Source organism: Streptomyces sp. NPDC087215, assembly GCF_044744885.1.
In the GTDB taxonomy this organism is placed as follows: Bacteria; Actinomycetota; Actinomycetes; order Streptomycetales; family Streptomycetaceae; genus Streptomyces.
Genome location: NZ_JBIUZD010000001.1, coordinates 328,071 through 349,751, shown reverse-complemented (window position 1 = coordinate 349,751; position 21,681 = coordinate 328,071). Strand labels below are relative to the sequence as shown.

Below are 21,681 nucleotides of genomic sequence, written 5' to 3'. Positions count from 1 at the left end.
GGAACGCACAGTGCAGTCCAAGCGCGACCAGGTCCAGGCGCACATGTTCGTCATGGGACGCCTGACCTCGGGCCTGCTGAGGGCCGATCCCGACGCCCCCGAGAGCCCCCAGGGAAGAACCAACCGGGGCATCGCCATCAGCGTGATCATCGCCCTGCTGATCTGCGCAGGATCCTTCGTCTTCGGGCTGCTCAGACCCGGTACGAAGGACTCGTGGCGCGCCGACGGCACGCTGGTGGTCAACAAGGACACCGGCGGCCGCTACCTCTACCTCGACGGACGGCTCCGCCCGGTGCGCAACCACACCTCGGCCAGGCTGCTCCTCGGCCCGGGGATGAAGACCGCCTCCGTCGGGAGCCGGTCGCTCGGCGGCACCGCCCACGGCGCGCCCGTGGGCATCCCCGGCGCACCGGACGAACTGCCCGGCTCCCTCACCGACGGCCCCTGGCAGGTGTGCTCGGCCACGGACGGCGCCGGGACGACGGCCACCGCGCTGGCCGTGGGGAAGGACCCGGGGGGCGCGGGCCTCACCACCTCCCAGGGCCTGCTCGTCACCGCCCCCGACCGGACCCCCTACCTCGTGTGGCGGGGCGGCAAGCTGCGCCTGGACATGGCGGGCGGCGCCCGCGAGGCCCTCGGCTACGGTGCGCGCGCCTCCCTGCCGGTCTCCGCGGCCTTCCTCAACGCACTGCCCTCCGGCCCCGACCTGACGGCCCCGGCCGTACCCGGGCGGGGCCGCCCCGGCCCGCCCCTGGGCGGCCGGGACACCCGTGTCGGCCAGGTCTTCCAGGTGTCCGCGCCCGGCGGAGCCCACCGCTACCACGTCCTGCGCCAGGAGGGGCTGACTCCCGTCAGCGCCACCGTGGCCGCGCTGCTGCTCGGCGATCCGGCGACCAGGAAGCAGGCGTACGCGGGCGGCGCGGTGAGCGCCGTCACCCTCGCGGCCTCCGAGGTGGTCGGACGCCTGGCGCCCGGCACCGGGGGCGGCGCGCCCGGGGGCCTGCCCGACAGCCCGCCGACGGCGGTCGAGCCCGGCGTCGGCGATGCGCCCTGCGTGGGCATCCGGTCCGGCGCCGACGGGACGCGGGTGAGCGTGTCCCTGACGGACGCCGACGGCCTCGGCAGACCCGCGCAGGCCCCCACCGAGGGGCTGACCCCGGCCTGTGTCACCGTCAACCGGATCGTGGTGCCGCCCGGCGGCGGCGCTCTGGTCCACGCGCTCGGCGCGGACGGCTCCGACCTCGGCAGCACCCTCTACCTGGTGACGGACAGCGGGGTGAAGTACCGGGTGCCGTCGGCGGACGCGCTGAAGGCCCTGGGATACACCACCGGGCAGGCACAACGGCTTCCCTCGTCACTGCTGTCGATGCTGCCCACCGGCCCCGACCTGACCGCGTCGGCGGCGATTTCCGGCCGTGCCACAGCCACAACTCCGCAGTGTGAGGCATTCGGAGGGAAAGCACGCAACCGTTGACAGGCCCAACTCGTCCCCACCAACGGTGTATCGACATTTGAGGAACATCTGAGGAAGAGTCCACGCAGATCAAGTGGCCTGTGAATCAGATGAATTGACGGAGGGTCTGTATAACGGTCTTTCTTCCTGGTAAGCGTTGCTCACGCGGCCATGACTCTCCTACCATCTTCGTCTGCACCGGCCGGTCGGATGACGGCACTTCGGCGTCCGGTCGCGCGGGCCGCGCCAGCGCTTCGGGCCTGGCGGTGAGGAACCATCGAAAGGGGCAAGCCCATGGCGGGCATACAGAGGGCAGAAGAACAGGCGACGCGGAACGGCATCCAGGCCCTGGAGATGGCCTACTCGGGCGTCCAGAGCCGCAGACAGGACGTCGAGAACACCAAGCACGGCATGACCGCCGCGCTCCAGGGCAGCGACGGCCTCTCCTTCCAGCGCCTGCTCGACAGCTGGGACGAGCACGCCGAGGTCATCTCGAAGAACCTCAAGGACATGATCGACCAGCTCAACGAGACGCTCAGGTCCCAGGGCATGGCCCAGGGCTCCTCGAACGAGGCCATCAACCAGGCGTACTCCCAGTCGCAGAGCGTCTTCGACAACCTGATGGGCAGCACGGAGAACAAGTGACCCGGCCGGGCCGCCCTCCCGTCGGCCTCCAGCCGGACACGCCACCCCACGATCCGCTCCCCGCAGCGAGAAGAGGACACCGATGTCGGAGAACTTCACCGACGGGCGCATCTACGTCAGTTACGCCCACGTCGACAACGCTGTCGACGACATGCGTCTGCAGACCACCGAGATCCAGAAGATCATCAGCAGCCTGAACGACGAGCTCCAGGCGCTGAAGAACTCCTGGGAGGGCGAGGACCGCGAGGTCTACGACGAGAAGCAGGCGGCGTGGAACAACGCGGTCGCCAAGATGGCCTCCTGGCTCCAGGAGAACGCGGCGACCCTGGACCAGGTGCGCGCGCTCTACACGAGCAACGAACGCCAGCAGACACAGGGCTGGCAGGACCTCAGGGTCGGCCGCTGACCCGCGATGCCGTACGGCGCCGTCCCACGGAGCGGGTGCGTGGGACGGCCGCCCGTCACGCTTCGCCCGTGAAGGAGAGCCGGAGAGAGGTACGAGGACATGACGGACGGCAAGCCCCCCACTCAGCTCGACAAGGCGTGGATCCAGCGTTTCAAGGACGATGACATCGGGACCTTCCGGAAGCTGCTCACGGCGGTCACCACGGACAGCACCGACCCCGTCGTCCTTTCGACGAGCACCCTGAACGGAGGGAAGGGCGTCCTCGAAGGACACCGGGTGGGAGAGCTGCTCCCGCTCGCGATCGGCGCGCTCGCCACGGACGCGGTGACCAACGGGCAGCACGTGAACGACTCGGTGAAGACCATGGTGGCCACGCTCGACGCGATCCTCCTCAAGCACGTGGAGCTGTTCAAGGACATCGACTCGGCCCTCAAGGAGACGATCGAGTCCCTGTTCGAGACGCAGGGGAAGACCCTGGACGTCATCGAGGGCCAGAAGCTGTACGACATCTTCGACGACGAGGACGTGGAGACCGACCTCACCTCGCCGCCGGACGTGAAGGGCGGCGGCTCGGGCGGTACGGACAAGAAGTAGCCGCCCGCCCGTCCCGACGCCGTCCCGCGCCCGCACCCCGCCGCCCCTCCGACTCCGTCCCGCACCCGCCCCGCCGCACCGGCTTCCCGCCCTGGCGCCGTTCCCGTCCCCGCCCCGCCACGTCATCAGCCGCCCGCCCCGCACCCCGCCGCAGAGAACCGATGGAGCCCGACCATGGCCGACGAGAAGAACACCGGGCCCGAGGACTACTGGCTGAAGGCCGTCAAGCTCTTCACGGGGTACACGGCGGACGCCCGGCACACGCTCTTCGACGAGATCACCGGCAACCACGGCATCAAGCAGATGAAGGTGGAGATCACCGAACAGAAGAAGGTCGACTCGATCACGGGCAACGAGTTCGACTGGATGGGCCAGAACGCCGGGTGGAACATCGAGAACACGGACTTCGTCATCCCGTTCTACGTCAGGGGCGGCACCGAGGGGGTCACCTACTACAAGGCCCGCTTCACGCTGCTCGGCTCCAGGACCGCCGACGGCGCGCCGAAGCAGGGCGAGGTCGTCGGCTCGGAGAGCACCAGCAAGTACGGCAAGGAACTCGACGACGGCCATTTCAAGCCGAGCAGCAACGGAACGGTCTGGAACACCTTCAAGGTGACCAAGTACTCCTTCGGCACGGGCCGCGCGCTGGGCGCCCTGCTGCACGACAAGGAAGGCACCATCGGCTTCACCTGGGGCGGGGAGAAGGTCGGGGTCTCCGCCGACAAGGGCGTGCGACTGGACTCCTTCGACCTGGTGGCGGACTCCTTCGACCGGGTCGCCGGATTCTTCTGGATGGGCCGGATCCTCACGGACCAGTGGCAGGACAGCGTCAGCTCCTCCCCGAACGACGCCTGGCGGGGGCAGGCGGCCGGCGTCTTCTGGGACCTCGTCCACGAGCTGAGGCGGAGGTACGACAACTACTCCGAGGACATGGAGTACGTGGTCGGCACGTCCAAGCAGGGCCGTATGGTCCGGCAGGCGGGCGAAGCGCTCCGGACCCAGACGCAGAACCTGTTCAACGCCTGGGAGAGATGGGCGGACACACAGGGCAACCCGCTGAAGTCCCTCTCCGACCTCCTCACCGAGATCGCCAAGGCGTCCTGGGACAAGAACCTGACGCAGGTCGACTCCGAGTACGAGATCTACGGCGATACCGGAGCCTGGGAGTACACGCCGAGGGGCGGTTTCACCTCGGAGGCCACGGACGAGAACGGCAAGACCTACGGCGACATGTCGGAGCTCGACACCTGGAAGAAGGTCGGCGAGGAGGCGATCCGCCGCTGGGAGACGGGCGTCAAGACGGGGCTCTGGGACCCGGCGGAGGAGGCCCTGCGCAATCTGAGCCTGGCGTGGAGCTCGTCGCAGTTCAACCTCGGCTCCCTCAACACCAAGGGGGACAAGGGGATCGGCGATTCCTTCAAGGAGGACAAGGCCTTCAAGCTGAAGAAGGACGCCGACGACAAGGCCGCCAAGGACAAGGCGGACGCGGACGCCAAGCTGGAGAAGCTGAAGAAGGACGCCGACGACAAGGCCGCGAAGGACAAGGCGGACGCGGACGCGCGGTACGAGAAGGACAAGAAGGAAGCGCTCGACCGGGAAGCCAGGGCGAAGGCCGAGGCGGAGGCGAAGCAGGCCGAGGCCGAGGCCAAGCAGGAGCAGATCCGCAAGGAGCAGGAGGCCAAGCAGGCCGAACTGGAGCGGAAGAGGGAGGAGAAGGAGCGGGAACAGGAGGCCGAACAGGCGGAGCGGGAGGCGAAGCAGGAGGCCAAGGAAGAGGAGCAGGAGCGGAAGCAGGCTGAACGGGAGGCCAGACAGGAACAGCTCCGCAAGGAGCAGGAAGCCAAGCAGGACCAGATCCGCGCCGAGCAGGAGGCCAAGCAGGACCGGCTCCGTGAGGAGCAGGAACGGAAGCAGGCGGACGCCCAGCACCGGGCCGAGGAGAAGCAGGCCGAGGCGCAGGCGATCCAGATCCAGCAGGTCAGACAGCAGAAGGAGGAACAGCAGAGGCGGGAGAAGGAGCAGGAGCGCAAACAGGCCGAACAGGAGGCCAAGCAGGACCGGCTCCGTGAGGAGCAGGAGGCCGAGCAGGACCGGCTCCGTGCCGAGCAGGAACGGAAGGAGGAAGAGGCGCGGGAGCGGCAGGAGCAGCTCCGCAAGGAGCAGGAGGCCAAGCAGGACGAGATCCGCAAGGAACAGAAGGCCGAGCAGGACGAGGCGCGGCAGAAGCAGGAGCAGATCCGCGCCGAGCAGGAACGGAAACAGGAGGAGAGGGAGCAGCGCCAGGAGGAGAAGCAGGAGAAGGCCGAGGCCAAGCAGGAGCAGCTCCGCAAGGAGCAGGAGGCCAGGCAGGACCAGATCCGTGCCGAGCAGGAGAAGAAGCAGGACGAGGCGCAGGACCGGCAGGACCAGGTCCGCAAGGAGCAGGAGGCCAGGCAGGACCAGATCCGTGCCGAGCAGGAGAAGAAGCAGGACGACGCGCAGGACCGGCAGGACCGGATCCGCGCCGAGCAGGAGCGGAAGCAGGAGGAGTACCAGCACCGGCAGGAGCAGCTCAGCCGTGGGCTGAACGGCGATCAGGACCGGCCGTCCCACGACATCGGCGGTCCGGGGGACCAGCTTCGCCACGACGGCGTCTCCGGTCCGGTCAACGGCGACGACTCGCTGACCAACCCCGGCGGCAGCGTCTCCCATCTGGACTCCCAGGGCCGGGTGGTGACGGACTTCCCGGACGGCAGCAGGACCGTGGTCGACCCGCACACCCAGATGTCCACCGTCATCAGGCCCGACGGCACCTCGTACTCCGGTCCGCTCAACGCGGGCGACTCGCTGACCAATCCGGACGGCAGCAGGACCCATCTGGACGCGCAGGGCCAGGTCGTCACCGAGTATCCCGACGGCAGTTCCGCGCGGGTGGACGCCGACACCGGGGCCACGTCGATCAGCGGCCCGGACGGCACCACGACCACGGGCTATCTCAACGACCCCGACACCACCCCGGCGGAGTACCGTTCCGGCGGCGGTCACCAAGTGAACGGCGGCTCTTCGCACATCCCCACCTACGACTACGGCTCCGGCTACGAGGAGGAGCTGTACGACGACTCGCCCTACCGCGAGCCCTCCCTGTCCGGTGCCTCCGACGGAACCGGCGGCGGGACGGGCGGGAACCGGGGAACCCCGCTCAACAGCGGGCCGATGCCGGGCATGGGCGGCGGCCCGGGTACGGGCGGGATGCCGATGGGCGGAATGCCCATGGGAGGCATGGGCGGCATGGGTGGGCAGGGCGGCGACGGACCGTCCGAGCGGGTCCGTAACGTCATCGACGGCGATGTGGTGAGCAACCGGCGCACCGGGGCGTCCCCGCAGGGCGGGGGAGCCTACGGGGAACGGCGGCCCGTCGCCACCAGCGGCGCCCACCCGTTCCCGTCGCCGACGGGAGGTGCCGGTGGGCCGGGGCGGACCGAGACCGAGAGCGGCGACCGTGACCGCGAGGTCTGGGAGCCGGAGGACGACGACGTCTGGGGCACCGACGAGGGAGGCGCACCCGCCGTGATCGGCCGTTAGCGCCGGGGGGACGGATCCTCCCTTCTCCGGGCCGGGTCGAGGTGCCGGGGCCCCGGATCCCGGGACCGTTCGGGAACCGGCCCGCCGGAGACCGCGTCTACGTAACGATCTTCATCCATCTCTGACGGGAGTGCCCGATGTCCGAGCCGTTGCAGGAGCGCATCGTCCGGGCCATGGCCGAACTGGAGGCCACCCAGGCGGCCGTCGCCCGTGCGCGCGCCGATCTCAGCGAGGCGTCCGCGACCGTCCGTTCCTCGGACCGCGCGGTGGAGGTCACCATCGGAGCGCAGGGCGAGCTGGCGGGGCTGCGGTTCTCCGACAACAGGCACCAGAACATGACGGGCCCGCAACTGGCCGCCTCGATCATGGAGGCGGTCCAGCAGGGGCGGGCGCTGATGGCACGCCGGGTGATCGACACCTTCGCGCCCCTCACCGGTCCGGGCCCCGAGGGATCGGTGCGGCGGGGCCTCGACCTCGACTGGAACCAGGTGTTCGGACCGGCGCTGGACGGCGGGAGTCCGGGCGCCCGGGGCCGCCCGGGGCGTGACCGGCTGCGCGACGAGATCGACGAAGACACCGACTGAGCGGCGGAGGACGGACGATGAGCGGAACCGGCAACTACCAGGCGGACACCGTCGGGCTGCAGCAGACGATCCTCGCCGTCGGGGACACGGCGGAGACGCCGAAGAAGCTGCTCGCGCGCTTCGACGGCGCGGTGCGGAACTACGAACCGTGGAAGGGCGAGGACGACGATCTCCACGACCAGCTGAAGCTCCAGGAGAACCAGCAGAACGAGACCATCAGAGGTGTGCTCGGAGGCGTCGGGGGAGTCCTGGCCGGACTGCAGTCGGCGGTCCTGGAGAGCCTGACCAGCATCCAGAACGTCCAGCGGGACGTCCAGGAGCGGATCCACGACGGCGGCTCGAACGGCGACGGCGGCGACACCGGCGGCCACGGGAAGCGCTGAATGTTCGACATCGAGTATCCGGAGCCGGTGAGCGACATGCTCTTCGTCCTGCTCGGCGCCAAGCCGGTGCAGGCGAAGGCGGGCATGGCGGCGGAGAGCCGTTCCACCTTCACCGACCTGGCCGCCGGGCTCCGGGAACTCCGTCAGTCCATCCTGGAGTCCATCCAGATGGGCAAGCAGTACCTCCCGCCGAACGTGGCCGAGGCGTACGAGCAGTCCCTGTCCCAGCTGGTGCACGTCAACGGCGGTGACGTGCTCCAGCGCTTCATCACCCAGCTCGACCGCTTCACCGAGGACCGGGGCAGGACGGCCGTCCAGATCCAGCAGGCCCACTTCGAGATCATCCTGGAAGTCGTCTGGCTGATCATCGAGCTGGCCCTCCTCGAAGCGCTCGCCGTGTTCACCGGCGGCGCCTCGGTCTCGGAGATGATCCTCGCCCGGATGCGGTCGAGGCTGGCGATCCTGATGGTGGTCGACCGCCTCATGCGGTACACCCAGAGCCTGCCCTCGCTGTCCGAGGCGTTCGAGGAGGCCCTCCAGAACCTGGCCGCCCAGCTCCTCACCATGACCGTCAACCCGGCGGAGCTCAGGCCCGGCGGCATCAACTGGAAGGACGTCGGGGTCTCGGCGGCGGTCGGCGGCCTGGCCGGGTTCTTCATCGGCCACTTCGGCGCCGTGGCGTACAAGATCAAGAACATTCTGTCGAACACCTTCAAGAACAACCTCAAGAAGGACGTGTTCGGGAAGTTCGAGATCCGGTTCAACAGCCCCTTCACCCGGCACAACGCGAACAACGCCGCGTACGACCTGCCCGCCGCGTTCCTCACCGAGGGCTTCGGCGAGACCATCGCCACGGCGATCGTCCTCGGCAAATGGGACTGGACCTCCCTCGTGGGCGCCGGTCTCAGCGGGGTGTCCCAGATCTTCATGGGCCAACCGCTGGAGCAGCTGTACAAGGGCGCCCACCTCAAGCTCTACCCGGACGGGAACCTCTTCACCAGGTACCAGCGGAACTCCGCCCGCCTCCTGGACGAACGCCTCGGCGGAGGGTCCGGTGATCCGGACGGAGGCAGCCGGGGCCTCGGGCCGACGGACTCCGCGCCGCTCCCGGCGCCCCTCCGGCCGGTCCCTACGACGGGCCACGGCCCGGTACCGCCGCCGCCCGTCCCCGCCGCACCGCCGATGCCGGGCGCGGCACCGGCCCCGGCTCCCGCTCCCGTGTCGCCTACGCCCGTCACCCGGGGCGGCCCCGGACCGACCAGCGGCACGACCACGGACCCGTACGACGGACCGGACGACTCCAGCCGACCGCCGGGCGTCTTCGACGCCTCGGACACGGATTCGGTCCCGGACATCGGGTCGGTGGGGGACACGGGCTCGGTCTCGGACTTCGGGCCGACCGGAGACTCCGGGCCGGTCGGGGTCACGGGACCGGTCCCGGACATCGGCTCGGGCGGGGGAAGCACGTCCGTACGGGACACGACGGGGGCGCTTCCGGACGCCGGGTCCGTCTCCTCCGGCATCCCCAGGCCGCTCGCGTCCGTCCTCCCCGACTCCTCGCCCCTGAACGGCACGGCCCCGAACGCCTCCGCCCCGAACGCCCCGGCCCAGCTCCAGCGCGACGAGGCCCAGCGCGAGTGGATCGCCCGGCAGATCACCCCCGAGGACCTGCCGGGCACCCTGCTGGAGGACCTCACCGGGCTGTACGGCCCGGACGCCGTCGTCAGCGAGGACGCCCTGCGTGACGCGGGCATCGCGCGGGACCCGCAGCGCCACCCGGCGGGCGGCCCCGTGCCGCTGTCCGCCCTGGACCCGGTCGACCAGGCGCGCCTGCTGATGGCACGGCAGCCGGAGCCCTGGCCCGCCGTGCTCGACACCGTGGCGGCCCATGCCTCGCTGCGGATGTGGGACGCGGCCCGTACGGACTTCAGGGACGCGGTGGCGGCCGGGGGCGCGGGTCAGGTGGCGGCCCCGCAGCAGTCCCCGGCGCCGGGTGCCGGGGCCCGGTCCGTGGTGACCGGTGCCGCACCACAGTCCCCGGCGACCGGCGCCGCACCTCTGGGCGAGGCGCCCCCGTCCACCGGGGCGCGGCCCACCCCCGCCGACGCGGACCGGGCCTGGGAGAAGGCCGTCGCCCTGGTCGTACCGCCGTCCCCGGGCCCCGCCCTCGCGGACTCCCGGTACGCCGGGACCGCCCACCGGGACGCCGTCCGGCAGCTCGCCGAGCACCTCCTGGCACACGGTCCGGACGCGCCCTCGGGCGTCACGCTCGCCGACGGACTCCGTGCTTCCCCGGGGCTCGCGCCCGCCACCCCGGCGGCCCCGGTCCGGGTCGCCCCGGCCACCGGAACGCCGATCGCCCCGGTCCCGGCCGTGACGACGTCGGGCGAGCTTCCGGACGTGACGGATGCGACGGACGTGATGGATGCGACGGATGCGACGGACGCGACGGCCCTGACGTACGCGGTCTCCGGTCCCCCGGCCCCCACCGTCTCCGCCGTCTCCGCCGTCACCCCGGTCACCGCCGTCACGACGTCCGGCGAGCCCCCGTCCCCGGCCGTCCCCGTCCCCGTACCCGCCGTTCCGGCGCCGTCGGTCACCACCTCCGACGCCCTCCCGGTGGACCCGGTCCGGTCCGGGCCCGGTACCGCCGCCGTCACCGGGGCCGCCGTCCCGGACACCGAGGACACCCCGGAGGCCCGGACGGGCACCGGGGCCGCACCCGCCTCCCCGGGGGTCGTGGAGCTGGCGGCCCGGCTGCCGTACCTGACCCCCGACGAGCGGGCCTGGGAGCTGTCGCTCCTGCCGTCCGGGGACCGCGAGGCCCTGGCGTCCGACGACGAACTGGTGGCCGTGCTCCGGCGGGAGCTCGACCCGGAGGAATTCGCCGAGACGGTGGTCCAGCTGATGCTGGAGGTCCCGCGCGGAGTGGACCGGCCCATGGCGGCGCGGCGCGAGGTCGTGCCGCTCGTCGGACGGATGCTGCGCGACCCCGGCACGGCCGTGAAGCTCCTGCGGGCGGGCGCCCGCGTGGCCGTCGTCCCGAAGGGCGAGGCGATCACCACCCTGGACGGCTTCGACGACCTGGCGGGAACCCGGACGCGCGACGGACGCCGGTGGGAGGAGGTGCGCGGCTCCGGGAGGCTCACGGCGGGAGTGACCGAGGAGAACCTGCTCGGCGAGGTCACGTCCGTACGCACCGCCCGCCGCGCCTACGCGCAGGGCTACTCCACGACGACCCACGAGTTCGCCCACACCCTGCACGAGTACGGGCTGAGCGCCGAGGAGAAAGGGCTCGTCCTCACCGCGTACCAGGCCAAGGCGCGCCAGGGCGGGAAGGCGGCCTGGCCGGACGGCCCGCTGTACGACCCCTCGGGCAGGCGCACGCTGCCCAACTACTCCTCCCTCGACGAGTACGAGTACTTCGCCCAGCTCACCAACACCTACCTGGGCACCAACGGCGGCCGGGACTGGTACACCGGGCAGCGCCGCAACAACGGCTCCGCCTGGGTGAAGCAGCACGAGAAGACGCTGCTGCCCCTCCTGGAGCGGCTCTACGGGCCCGAACCGGACAAGAAGGCCCGGCCGGTGAACCAGCTCGCCGGGCCCCGCAAGGAGAACTGGGTCTTCGACGGGGTCCGGGCCTTCTGGGACCGGGCCGAGGGAACCCACCGGACCCGCGCCCACGACCCGGTCCCGGTGCCCGAGGGCGGCCCGGCACCCGCCGTCACCCCGGTGCCGGTCCCGCCGCCCGCCGCCCCGGAGCCCGGTACGACATCTGGGGGTGCCTTCGCCCTGCCTCCTCCGCCCGCCGGTCCGCACGACCACCGGGAGTACCTGGGGAGCGTCCTCCAGGCCGTCTTCGGGCCGGGCGCGGCCTCGGATCCGAGCTTCCCCCAGATGGTCGACTCGCTGGCCCTGGTGGACGCGGCCCGCGCCACGGACGCGCGGTTCGGCACCGGCGCCCCGGACCTGGTGGGGATCACCCGGCGGGTGCTCCACCTGCCCGACGACGTCCCGGCCGACGGCCGGACGGTGTTCCAGTTCCTGTCGCTGGCGGCGAGCGCGGCCCGCCGCCGACGGGCCGGGAGCCTGGCGGCGATCGGCGCCTACGGGCTGGAGCGCAGGGACACGCTCGGCACGACGACGGTGCTGACCGGCCCCGACGGTTCGGCCATCGGACGGAACTGGCTGGAGCACCCCGTCGGGGGGCTGCGCGTCGACACCACCGCCAGGCGGACGGCGGACGGCGGCTGGGACATCGCTCCCGCCCCGTGGAGCGGCGGCCCGGTCCACGTGGTCCTCGCGGAGGCGGGCCCGGACGGCCTGTTCCTCGTACGGGACGGCCGGGGGAACGTGGCCCGGGTCGACGGAGAGGAGTTCGCGGAGCTCCTGGCGCACGACCCCGCCCGGCCGCCCGGTGCTCCGCTGCTCCTGGAAGTGCGGGGCGCCACCGGCGTCGGCACCACCGCGTTCGAGCGGCTGGTCGCGGACCGGCTGGGGGTACGCGTCTGGTCCACCGGCGGGGACGTACGGCTCCAGCCGGTCGACGCGGACGGCGAGCGCTGGATGCTCGTCCTGGCGAACGACGCACCCGGTCAGATACCGGTCGGCGCCTGGCTCCCCAACGACCCGGGCCGCTCCGACCAGGGCCCTCCGGGCCGGGTCAGGACCGTGGACGGGCGGGAGTTCACGGACGACGACATCCAGTCGTACATGATCCCCGCGGCCGACGGGCAGTCGCTGTCCGTCCGGGTCTTCCTCCAGCCCGAACACGCGGCGCTCCTGGAGGACGGCCTCCTGGAGCTGTCGGAGGCCGCGCACTACACGGACCGCGACGACGGGGTCGAAGGCGTACGTCCCGCACGGGAGAGCGGGCTGCTTCCCCTGCCCAGGTCCCTCTCCGGCGCCTACGTCGCGGTCGGGCACGGCAGCCACGGGCGGGCCGTCCTGCCGGTACGGAGCCTGGGGACGAACGAGGTCGTGCCCCCGGACGAGATCGGCCGCCTCCTCGCCCGGGACCCCTATCTGAGGTCGCTGCCCCCGGACGTCCCGGTGTGGGTGGTGTGGTGCGAGATCGCGATGCCCCAGCCGGGCCGGGACCGGCTGGAGCGGCCCGTCGCGGGGCAGGCGCTCGCGAACCGCACCGGCCGGACCGTGTTCGGCCTCGACGCGGAGGTCTCGGTGCACCCGGCGGACGAGGGAATGCCGCCGCGCCTGGTGAAGTTCGACGACCCGGACCGCCCGGTCCACCGCGTCGTCGAGTTCCGCCCCGACCCGGAGTGGGAGCGCCTGAACTCCTGGGCCGACGCGGCGGGACTGCCGGGGGACCTGGACGACCGGTCCGAGCGGGTCCGGCGGTGGGTGTGGGTGCTGCGCGAGACCCACGGCCCCGGCGTCGACACCGACCCGACCCGGGCCGCGGAGTTCCAGGAGCTCGTCGAGGGCTTCGGCGCCTGGGAACGGGCCCGGGGCTCCGCCCTGACCCAGGGCGACCTCGAACGGACCCTCACGGCGTACGCCAGGCCGCGCGGCCTCGACCCGGCCGTCACCGAGGCCACCCTGACGCGGATGCTCCGCTCGTGGCGGGGGAGCCGGAGCGGTACGGGCCGGGGCGTGGCGCACGCCGCTCCCGCCCAGGGGCAAGGGGACACGAGCAGCCCCGCACCCCGGACGACCGGCCTCCGCTTCGGGCCGGGGACCGGCGACCTGACCGAGGCCGCCAAGGCGGACCTCGGCGCGCTGGCGTCCCGGACGGCCCTGGCCGCGCTGGACGCCCGGCACGCGGGACGGCCCCTGCCGGAGGTCGTGTTCACCGGGTACGGGGACGGGCCCGCGGTACGGGCCCGGCGGACCGGCCACGTCCGCGCCGAGGCGGCGCGCGACTGGTTCCTGGCACGCCTGGAGGAGGAACTGGCCATCCTGCAAAGGGACATGGCCCCGCAAGACCGGACAGCCGCCGACGGCGTCTCGTCGGCCGTCCGGGGCCGGGTCGGCAACGACCGGCCGGCCACCGCGCCGGGCGCGACGGCCACCCTCCGCGTGCCCTCGGCCCCGGCCGTACGCCCGCCGACGGAGATCCGCGCGGGAGAGCCGGACCCGGCGGACGCCACCGCCGCCGCCCGGGTCCCGGCGATGCCGGAGGCCCGCGCCGACGCCCGAGCCGGGGGCGCCCCCGGCTCGACCTCCACCGACGTCACGAGGACGACGGGCGCCGACGTCACGAGTACGACGGACGCCGCTCCGACGCCCCTGATGCGGGGCACGGCAGCCCCCGCCCCTTCGGCTCCGCTGGAGGCCGAGGGCGCTGCGGCTGCCGTGCGGAGCACGCCCGGATCCGGCCTCGCTCCGGGTACGGGCGCCGTCGGCCCCGTTCCGGTCCCGACCCCGACGCCTCCCGCACGGGGCACGAGCGCCCCGGCCCCGCTGGAGGCCACGAGCGCCGCCACGGAGGTCGCGCAGGGTGTGCCCGGCTCCGGCTCCGGCCCCGCTCCCGACGCGGGCGCTCCCGGCTCCGCCCCGAGTCCGGACGCCGCCGCCCGTACCCGGGGGATGCTCGGCCCCGTCGCCGTCCGGAGCACCCCCGGAGCCCCCCTCCCGGCCCCGCCCGGCCCGCGCTCCACACCGTTGTCCCCGGACGACATCGCGGAACTCGCCGCCCGGCTCGACGCGGACCAGGTGCGTGCCGTGCCGGTCGGCGACCGGGCCGCCGCGCCCGGCCCCGCCCCGGCCGTCACGGCGTCCCCCGCCACCCCGTCGTCCGCGCCCCCGGTGCTGCCCCGGTCCACCGAGGTGCCGTTCGAAGGCGACTCCACGACCATGTCCCCGGACGCCGTGGCGGCCGTCGAACGGCTGGCGGTCCGTACGGCCGGGACCGGCCTGCGGCACCGCCGCGCCGGACTGCCGCTGCCCGAGGTCGTGCTGACCGGCGGCGGACCGGACGGGCAACGGGCCGACGCCGTGGCGGAGGTGTTCCGGCGCCGTCTCGACCAGGCGCTGGCCGCGTCCGGCCCGGACGGCGCCGACCTGACCGCCGACGGCTTCGGCCTCGGCACACGCGCCGGTACGGCGGGAGACCCGGCCGCCACGGCGGTGACCGTCCGGATCACCACCCCCGCCCACGCGGCGGCGGTGCTCCGCCTGGAGGAACTGGCACGGGCCGAGTCCGGCGCGAAGCCCGGCCCGTTCCGCCCGGAGCGGGTGGCCCGGCGGGTGATGGGCCCGCTCGGCGCCAGACGGCTGACGGCGTCCCGGGCCACGGACCTGTACACGATGACCGGCCTGGCGATCCGGGACGGCCGGGCGGGCACCCTCGCGGAGCTGGCCGCGTACTACCGGGAGAAGCAGGCGGCCGTCTACGGCGACCACCGCTTCACCACGGCCGACGGAACCCCGGCCCCCGGACTCAACTGGACGGGGCTCACCCCCGGGCCCCTCTACACGGACACCTTCGGCGTCCTGGAGGAGCGGCCCGGCCGACCGCCGGTGATCCATGACTCCCGGACGCCCGGCTGGGCCGGGGGCCCGGCACCGTACCTGCTCGCCGCCGGGACGCGGGGCGGCCTGACGGCCGTCCCCTGGGCGGACGGCACGACACGGGAGGTCGACGCGGAGCGGTTCGTCCGGCGCGTCCTGGACGACCCGGAGTTCGCCGCGCTCCCGCCGGACGCGCCGATCGTGCTGGCCGTCCCCTACGCGGGCGCCGACGACCAGTACCTGGCGCGGCTGCTGGCCGAGCGGACCGGCCGCACCGTCTGGGCGCACAGCGGTGACCTGCGCCTCGTCGTCGGCTTAGACGGCGACCGACTGGCCCTCGCCGTGTTCCGGCGGTCCGGCCGTCCGGTCGGCGACTGGTTCCCCGTACCGCCGGGACTGCTCCCCGACACCGGCTCCGACGCGGACTCCGACTCCTCCGCCGACACGGCGGAGGACTGGTACGACCAGGTGCTGTCCTTCCCGCTGGGCAGCGAGAGGACGGCCCGGCAGATCGGCCGCGCCTCCTTCCAGCCCCACGAGATGGCCGTACGGGAGACCGCGTACCGCCACCTCGACCAGGCGACGGCCTATCTGCACCACGACTTCGCCGCCGGTACCTACTCCCGGGCGTTCCCGCTGGGACCGGCCGTCCGGGGGCAGCTCAAGGCCTTCTTCGCGGCCCACGGCGGGCTGGACTCCACGACCTTCGCCACCCTCGACGGAGGATCCCGCACGGCACGCGGCGACGAGGGCGCCAAGTGGCTCAGGAGGCGCAGGAGCTTCGGCGCACTCCTGCGCACCGAGGACGACTGGCTCGGCCTCGTGACCTGCCTGTCGGGCTCGGCACGCGACCGGGCCCTGCCGCCCCGGCCCGCCCACGGGCGGAACTCCTTCGTGCCCAACGCACTCCGGGACGTCCCCCAGGGCCAGCACTACGCCAACGTGATGCGCCACAAGGTGAGCGCCGCCACGGTCCGCTCCGGAGTGGCCAAGCGGGACGGGACCTACGTCCGCGCCCTGGTGACGACCCCCCAGGGACTCCGGGGCACGTACGCCGAGTTCTTCCCCGAGCCCGAGGCCGAGGAGCTCGGTCGGCGGGCCGACCTCCTCGGGCTGCACGGCCCCGACCGGCTGCCCCGGACCCTGGACCTGGTGCGCGCGCTGAAACGGACCCTCGGCAACGAGACCGACGACGGCGTCCGCGTCGCGCGGGACCCCGGCTACGCGAAACTCCTGCGCGGGGCCGGAGCGCTGGAACGGATGTGGCGGGAGGACCCCCGGTTCGGGACGGCGGGCCCGTTCACCCTGGACTTCTTCCGGCGGGTCGTCACCGCCCGGCTCGGCACCGGACCCGCCGAGCCGGGCCCGGCCGACCACCGTGCCGTGCTGCTGGCGGCGGCCGACGCCCCCGGAGGGACGGCGCTGCGCGCGTTCGCGGCGCTTCCGCCCGCCCTGGACCGGGCCGCCGCCTGGCTGGACGGCGCGGACGTCGCCGAGGAGATCGCGGACGTCCTCCAGCTCCCCGCGCCGGACCGGGTCGGCGAGGACGAACGCTCATGGATGTTCTGGGCACGGGTCAAGGCGTACGAGACGCTGGAGGGCGTCGGCACCGGGCTCGACGCGTACACCGCGCGCGTGCTGCACCTGGACCCGTCCGCCGTGGACGACGCCCGCCGGGAGGAGGCACGGACCCTCACCGCCCACGCCTACGCCGTCGGACGCGACGGGGCCGCCGCCGACGCGGTGGCCGCCCGCCACCTGGAGAACGACGGGGCCGTCTCCGACGCCACGGCCGTGCCGCCCGCCACGGACGACCGCCCGGCGGGCGGACGCGACCTGCTGGGCCCCACGGGCGGCACCGCCCCCGACCCGTCGAAGATCCGCACCCCCGGCGGTACCGTGGACGCGCCCTGGCACGGCCGCACCGCCGAGGGACGGGACCGGCCACCGCCCTACGTGGTGCGCGCCGCGCCCGACCGCACCGACCCGGGCCGGATCCTCGTCACGTACGGCGGGACGACCCGGCGGACACCGGTCGCCGAGTTCGTCGAACTCCTCGCCGCCGACCCGGAACTCCTGGCCCACGACGAGCGGGTGCCCGTCCTCCTCGCCGTCTCCGAACTCGACCGCTTCGCCCCCGGCCTGGCCCAGGACCTGGCCCAGCGCCTCGGCCGGGGCGTGTACTCCACCGAGTTCCCCCTCGGGGAGCACACCGAAGGGACGACGGGGCGCGCGGTGTTCGCCCTGCACCCCTCGCCCGTCACCGGAGAGGTCCCCACGGCCTCCGCCCTGCGCCTGTCCACCGCCCGCGCGCTGGACGACAGCGGCACGCCCGCGTCCGCACCGCCCCCGCCGATCGACGCCGACGCACCCGCGCCACGGGCCACGGCCCCGGCACCCCCGAAGACCGGCACCGATGCCGAAGCCCCCGCCGTACGGACCACCACCGCGCCTGCGGAGGCCGACGCACCCGCACCGGGGCTCACTCCCCCCGCGCCCCTGGCGAGCGACGCCGAAGCCCCCGCCTTACGGACCACCACCGCGCCCCCCGAGACCGCGCCCCCGGCCCCCCGTGGACGCCCGCCGCTCCCCGACGTACCCCCGCCCGCCCCGCAGACCACGCCCGTCACCGGCCCGCCGCCGTCCGCGCCGCCCGTCTCGTCCGGCGACACCCCGGCCCCCGGCCGGACGCCCCGGCCGCGCCCCGCCGGAGTACGGATCGACGAGGAACTCGACGTACGGCGTCCCGCCCGCGTGGACACCGGGATGCCGCCACCGCCACGAGTCCACCGGGCCAGCGTGTTCACCGACGACAGCCGACTGCCCGGCTACGTCGACGGCTTCCTCGCGTTCCCCGGCGACACCTCCGGCGACCCCCTGCCCATGGCCTTCGGACAGAGCGACGTACGGCTGCGCGGCATCGAGCAGATCATGGAGCACATCGGCGCCGGACTGACCGCCCACGGCCCCGGGACCGCCCCGGCCGACACGCCCGCCCGGCGCCGACGGGCACGCGGCGCCCCGGCCGAACCCGTCCTCCGCCGCATCGGGCGGGCCATGCGGGAGCACCCCCGGACCTTCGCGGGGGACGGCCGCGAGTTCGTCTACCGCACCGCGTCCGGGCGACCGCGCAAGATACGCGTCACCGTCCGCAACCACGGCGAGTGGACCAGGTTCACCGACGGCGCCGCACCGACCAAGGTCGACAACAACTACCGGTCCCAGGCCACCGTCGGCGCGTCCAAGACGATCGGCCAGACCCGCCTGTTCGCCCCCACCGCGCCCCTGGGCCCGCAGCCGGGGCCCGTCTCCGTCTGGGGCCGGGCGGGGCTGCGCATCGGCCGGGTCCGCGAGGTCACCTACTCCACCCAGGACCGCGTCCTCAACGTGGGGGAGACCCGGGGCCACGACACCTCCCACCCGCACCTCGACGACGCCCACGTCGAGATCCGCGTCACCGACGTCGAGCCGCCGCGCCCCGCCGTGTCCGGGACCCTCGGCACCCGGTGGCGCGCCCGGCCGGCCCGTGAGGCCGTCCCGGACGTGGAGTTCGCCTTCGGCGTGCGCCACGGGCTGCTGGCCCGGCTGCCGGAGGCCGTGACCCGGCGGGCCGCCCCCGGCCGCACCCCCCGGACCCTCGACCTCGGCCCCGGCTCCGACTACCGGCTCGTCGTCACCGAGGACTTCGGCCCGGTCGCCGCCGTCCGGGACTGGGCGGTCGCCCGGATCGGAGCCGTACCCGGCTCCTCCGCCCACCGCGAACTGGACCGCTTCTTCTCCTCGCGGAACTTCCACCAGATCTCCGGGCGGCTCGCCAAGTCCTCCGTGCCCGGCAGACCGCTGTTCGCGGACGACCGGAAGAACACCCCGCTCGGCGCCTTCGTCGTCGAACGGATCGTCCCCGGCCGGGCCGTACTGGCCTCGGAGACCGACAAGGCGGAACTGCGGGAGTCCGCCTTCCTGACGCTCCAGAACACCCGCAAGCAGACCAGGGCGCACTCCAAGGACTTCGCCCTCTTCGTCGGCCCCACCTTCACCCTGCCGTCCTTCGGATTCATCTCCGGCTGGATGGCGCAGGTCAGGCCCCGGATCCAGTTCGGCCTCAGCGGGCGCGTCGGGCACGTCCGGGGCCGCTCGGCGGTCACCGGCGGCTCGGGAGCGGTCCGCTCCGTCGGCAGGGCCAAGAACGTCACCACCGACCTGTACCGGGTCGAGAAGACCGTCTGGGTCCGCAAGACCGGCGACGCCCGGCCGACGCCCTTCACCACCTGGAGCCTGGACCGGATGACGCGCACCGAGGCGCGCCGCCTGGCCGGGATGGCGGACGACGACCTCCCCGGGAGCACCGAACCCTTCGCCCCGGCCTACCTCCTCGCCGACCACCCGCCGACCCTCGGCATGTCCCGGCCCGTGCAGTTCCTCCACGCCGACGGCCGCTACACCCACAGGTTCGCCGAGAGCACCGACCGCGAGGACCTGCCCACGCCGGAGCGGACCACAGCGTCCGCCGAGGACAGCCCGCGGGTCACCTTCGCCGAACGCAACCGGCTCGACTCCTTCACCCGCCAGGTCCTGACGGCCGTCGCCACCCGCTACCCCACCATGGTCGCCCGCCTGGACGAGCTCGGCGACCCCGACGACAAGCGGTGGCGCAACCACGGCCACTACCAGATGGTCCTGCACAACACCCTGACCGTCGTCCACGCGCTCTCGCACCACAGCATGGCCGGGAACCTGGAGGCGATGAGCCGCACCGGCCTGCGCATCGGCCTGATCGACCCCGGCCGCTTCACCCGGGGCCACTACTACATCTGGCTCGACGCCGAACTCACCGGCCGCGCCCATGTGTCGCCCACCGACACCATCCTGCGCCACAGCGCCCCCGGCGCCACCCACCTCGACGAGACCCGGCACGCCGTCCAGGGCGCCGAGGCGGGGATCGTCGGCGTCGCCGCGCTGCGGGACACCGCCACCGACGACATCGGCTTCGCCGCCCACGCCCTCACCGGCCAGGCCGGATACACCGCCGGATGGCAGACCCGCGACGAATCCGGCTACGGCTCCGTCGCCACCTTCGACCCGATGGCGATCAGCACCCGGCCCGGCCACCTCTACACGTACGACCTGTCCCTCACCGTGAGCACCGGCGGCTACTGGCGACCGCGCAGCCTCCTGCGCGGTCTCGTCAGCTTCGGCTTCCTCGGCACCCACTTCTTCGTCCGGGGCCCCAAGGGCCGTGGCGACATCATCGGCGGCGACGCCGACGTCCCGGCCGTCCGGGGCCGGGTGCTGCTCAGCGTCCCCGCCGACCACTGCCCGGACACCGACCCGCACGCCCCCGGCGCCGACAACCCCTATCTGGACCCGGACCCCGTCCGCCGCACCCCGATGAGCCGTCACGACGCCCGGCGGCTGCTCGACGCGTCCCCCGAGGACGGCCGCGACCCCGGACCGCTCGACGGACTGCCCCACCAGACGCTGTCCGTGCTCGCCCCGAAACAGCCCCGCGACGAACGGGGCATCGTGGACCGGGCCCTGGAACGCGCCTCCCACGGAAGGTGGCAGCTGACCCGCGAGGGCGCCCCCGCGCACGACGCGGCCGTCCGCCCGGAGCAGCCGCAGTTCCTCACCGCCAACGCCGACCAGAACGCGTCCGCCACCGGATCGCGCACCACCGGACTCTTCGGCAAGGGGCCCTACCTCGACTGGCTGGCCACCGTCGTCCACCGGATGAGGGTCACCGAGCTGAGGGCCCTGACCCGGCCCCAGCCGATGGAGACCGAACTGACCCTCGGCGGCTCCACCAAGGCCTCCGGAGGACAGAGCAGGACCTTCGTCCAGCACGCCGGACTCACCGTCGTCTACGGCCACTCCCACCCGGTCGGCCCCGGAGCCACCGGCGGCTACGGGGCGACCTGGCAGCCGTGGTGGCGCAGCCGGGGCACCGGCGGCACCGTCGTCCGTACCGTCACCTCCGACATCAACCGGGTCGACCAGGGCCACCAGGTGCTGGCCGTCGGCGACGCCGAGCACGAGGTGGCCGCCGAGACCCGCTCCTCCGGCCTGCTCTCCCCGCTCGGCAAGGTGGTCCGCAGGCTGCACGACTGGGCAGGCGAACGCCAGGTCGTCCGGGGCGGCTGGCTGGGACACCTCCCCGAACGCATCGCCCACCAGCTCCGCCTCATCAAGGGCGACGGCCTGGGCGGCGGCCCCCTCTACGACCGCCGCCGCTGGCGCCAGCCCCACTGGTTCCGTACGGCCCCGTTCGCCACGTACCCGGTGAACTCCCTCGACACAGGACCGGTCGTGGAGGACTTCGAGCGGCACCTCGACGCGCTCGGCCTCGACGAGGACAGCCGGGAGGCGATCCGCCGCCTGACCTCGGCCCGCGTCACCCGCGCGCTGCGCCGCGAGATGTCCGGCGCGGGATCGTCGGTGACGGCCCGGATCAGCTCCTTCGCCTGGAAACGCGTCCGGATCGGCGGACGGGACGTCCGCGTGCGCGTCCAGCTCGAACCGGTGGGCGAGCCCGAGTTCGTACGGCTCTGGCCGCGCACCGAACTGGAGGACCACCGCTGG

General features: G+C 73.5%; 8 protein-coding genes (1 of these 8 cut by a window edge). All 8 read left to right on the top strand.

Annotated features, from left to right (window positions below; translation table 11 throughout):
• Nucleotides 1–10 precede the first annotated feature (10 nt).
• Complete coding sequence (gene eccB / locus ACIO92_RS01335) at nt 11–1,474, top strand: type VII secretion protein EccB (RefSeq protein WP_402280503.1); 1,464 nt, start codon at nt 11–13, stop codon at nt 1,472–1,474.
• A gap of 273 nt (nt 1,475–1,747) precedes the next feature.
• Nucleotides 1,748–2,098: a hypothetical protein gene (locus ACIO92_RS01330; RefSeq protein WP_366440703.1), complete on the top strand. Its 351-nt coding sequence runs from the start codon at nt 1,748–1,750 to the stop codon at nt 2,096–2,098.
• Between the two features lie 82 nt (nt 2,099–2,180).
• Complete coding sequence (locus ACIO92_RS01325) at nt 2,181–2,504, top strand: WXG100 family type VII secretion target (RefSeq protein ID WP_366440704.1); 324 nt, start codon at nt 2,181–2,183, stop codon at nt 2,502–2,504.
• A 99-nt stretch (nt 2,505–2,603) separates the two neighbouring features.
• Nucleotides 2,604–3,098, top strand: coding sequence for a type VII secretion system-associated protein (locus ACIO92_RS01320; protein ID WP_366440705.1), 495 nt, complete (start codon nt 2,604–2,606; stop codon nt 3,096–3,098).
• A 174-nt stretch (nt 3,099–3,272) separates the two neighbouring features.
• A complete protein-coding gene (locus tag ACIO92_RS01315) occupies nt 3,273–6,659 on the top strand; it encodes an AAWKG family protein (RefSeq protein WP_402056059.1) in 3,387 nt (1,128 codons plus the stop codon).
• A 137-nt stretch (nt 6,660–6,796) separates the two neighbouring features.
• Nucleotides 6,797–7,243, top strand: a complete 447-nt coding sequence (locus tag ACIO92_RS01310; RefSeq protein WP_366440707.1) for a YbaB/EbfC family nucleoid-associated protein — start codon at nt 6,797–6,799, stop codon at nt 7,241–7,243.
• A 17-nt stretch (nt 7,244–7,260) separates the two neighbouring features.
• A complete protein-coding gene (locus ACIO92_RS01305) occupies nt 7,261–7,626 on the top strand; it encodes a hypothetical protein (protein WP_366440708.1) in 366 nt (121 codons plus the stop codon).
• Nucleotides 7,627–21,681, top strand: the 5' portion of a protein-coding gene (locus ACIO92_RS01300) for a lonely Cys domain-containing protein (RefSeq protein WP_402280507.1). 12,768 nt of this gene lie beyond the right edge of the window; only the first 14,055 of its 26,823 coding nucleotides appear in the window; the start codon lies at nt 7,627–7,629; the stop codon falls past the right edge of the window.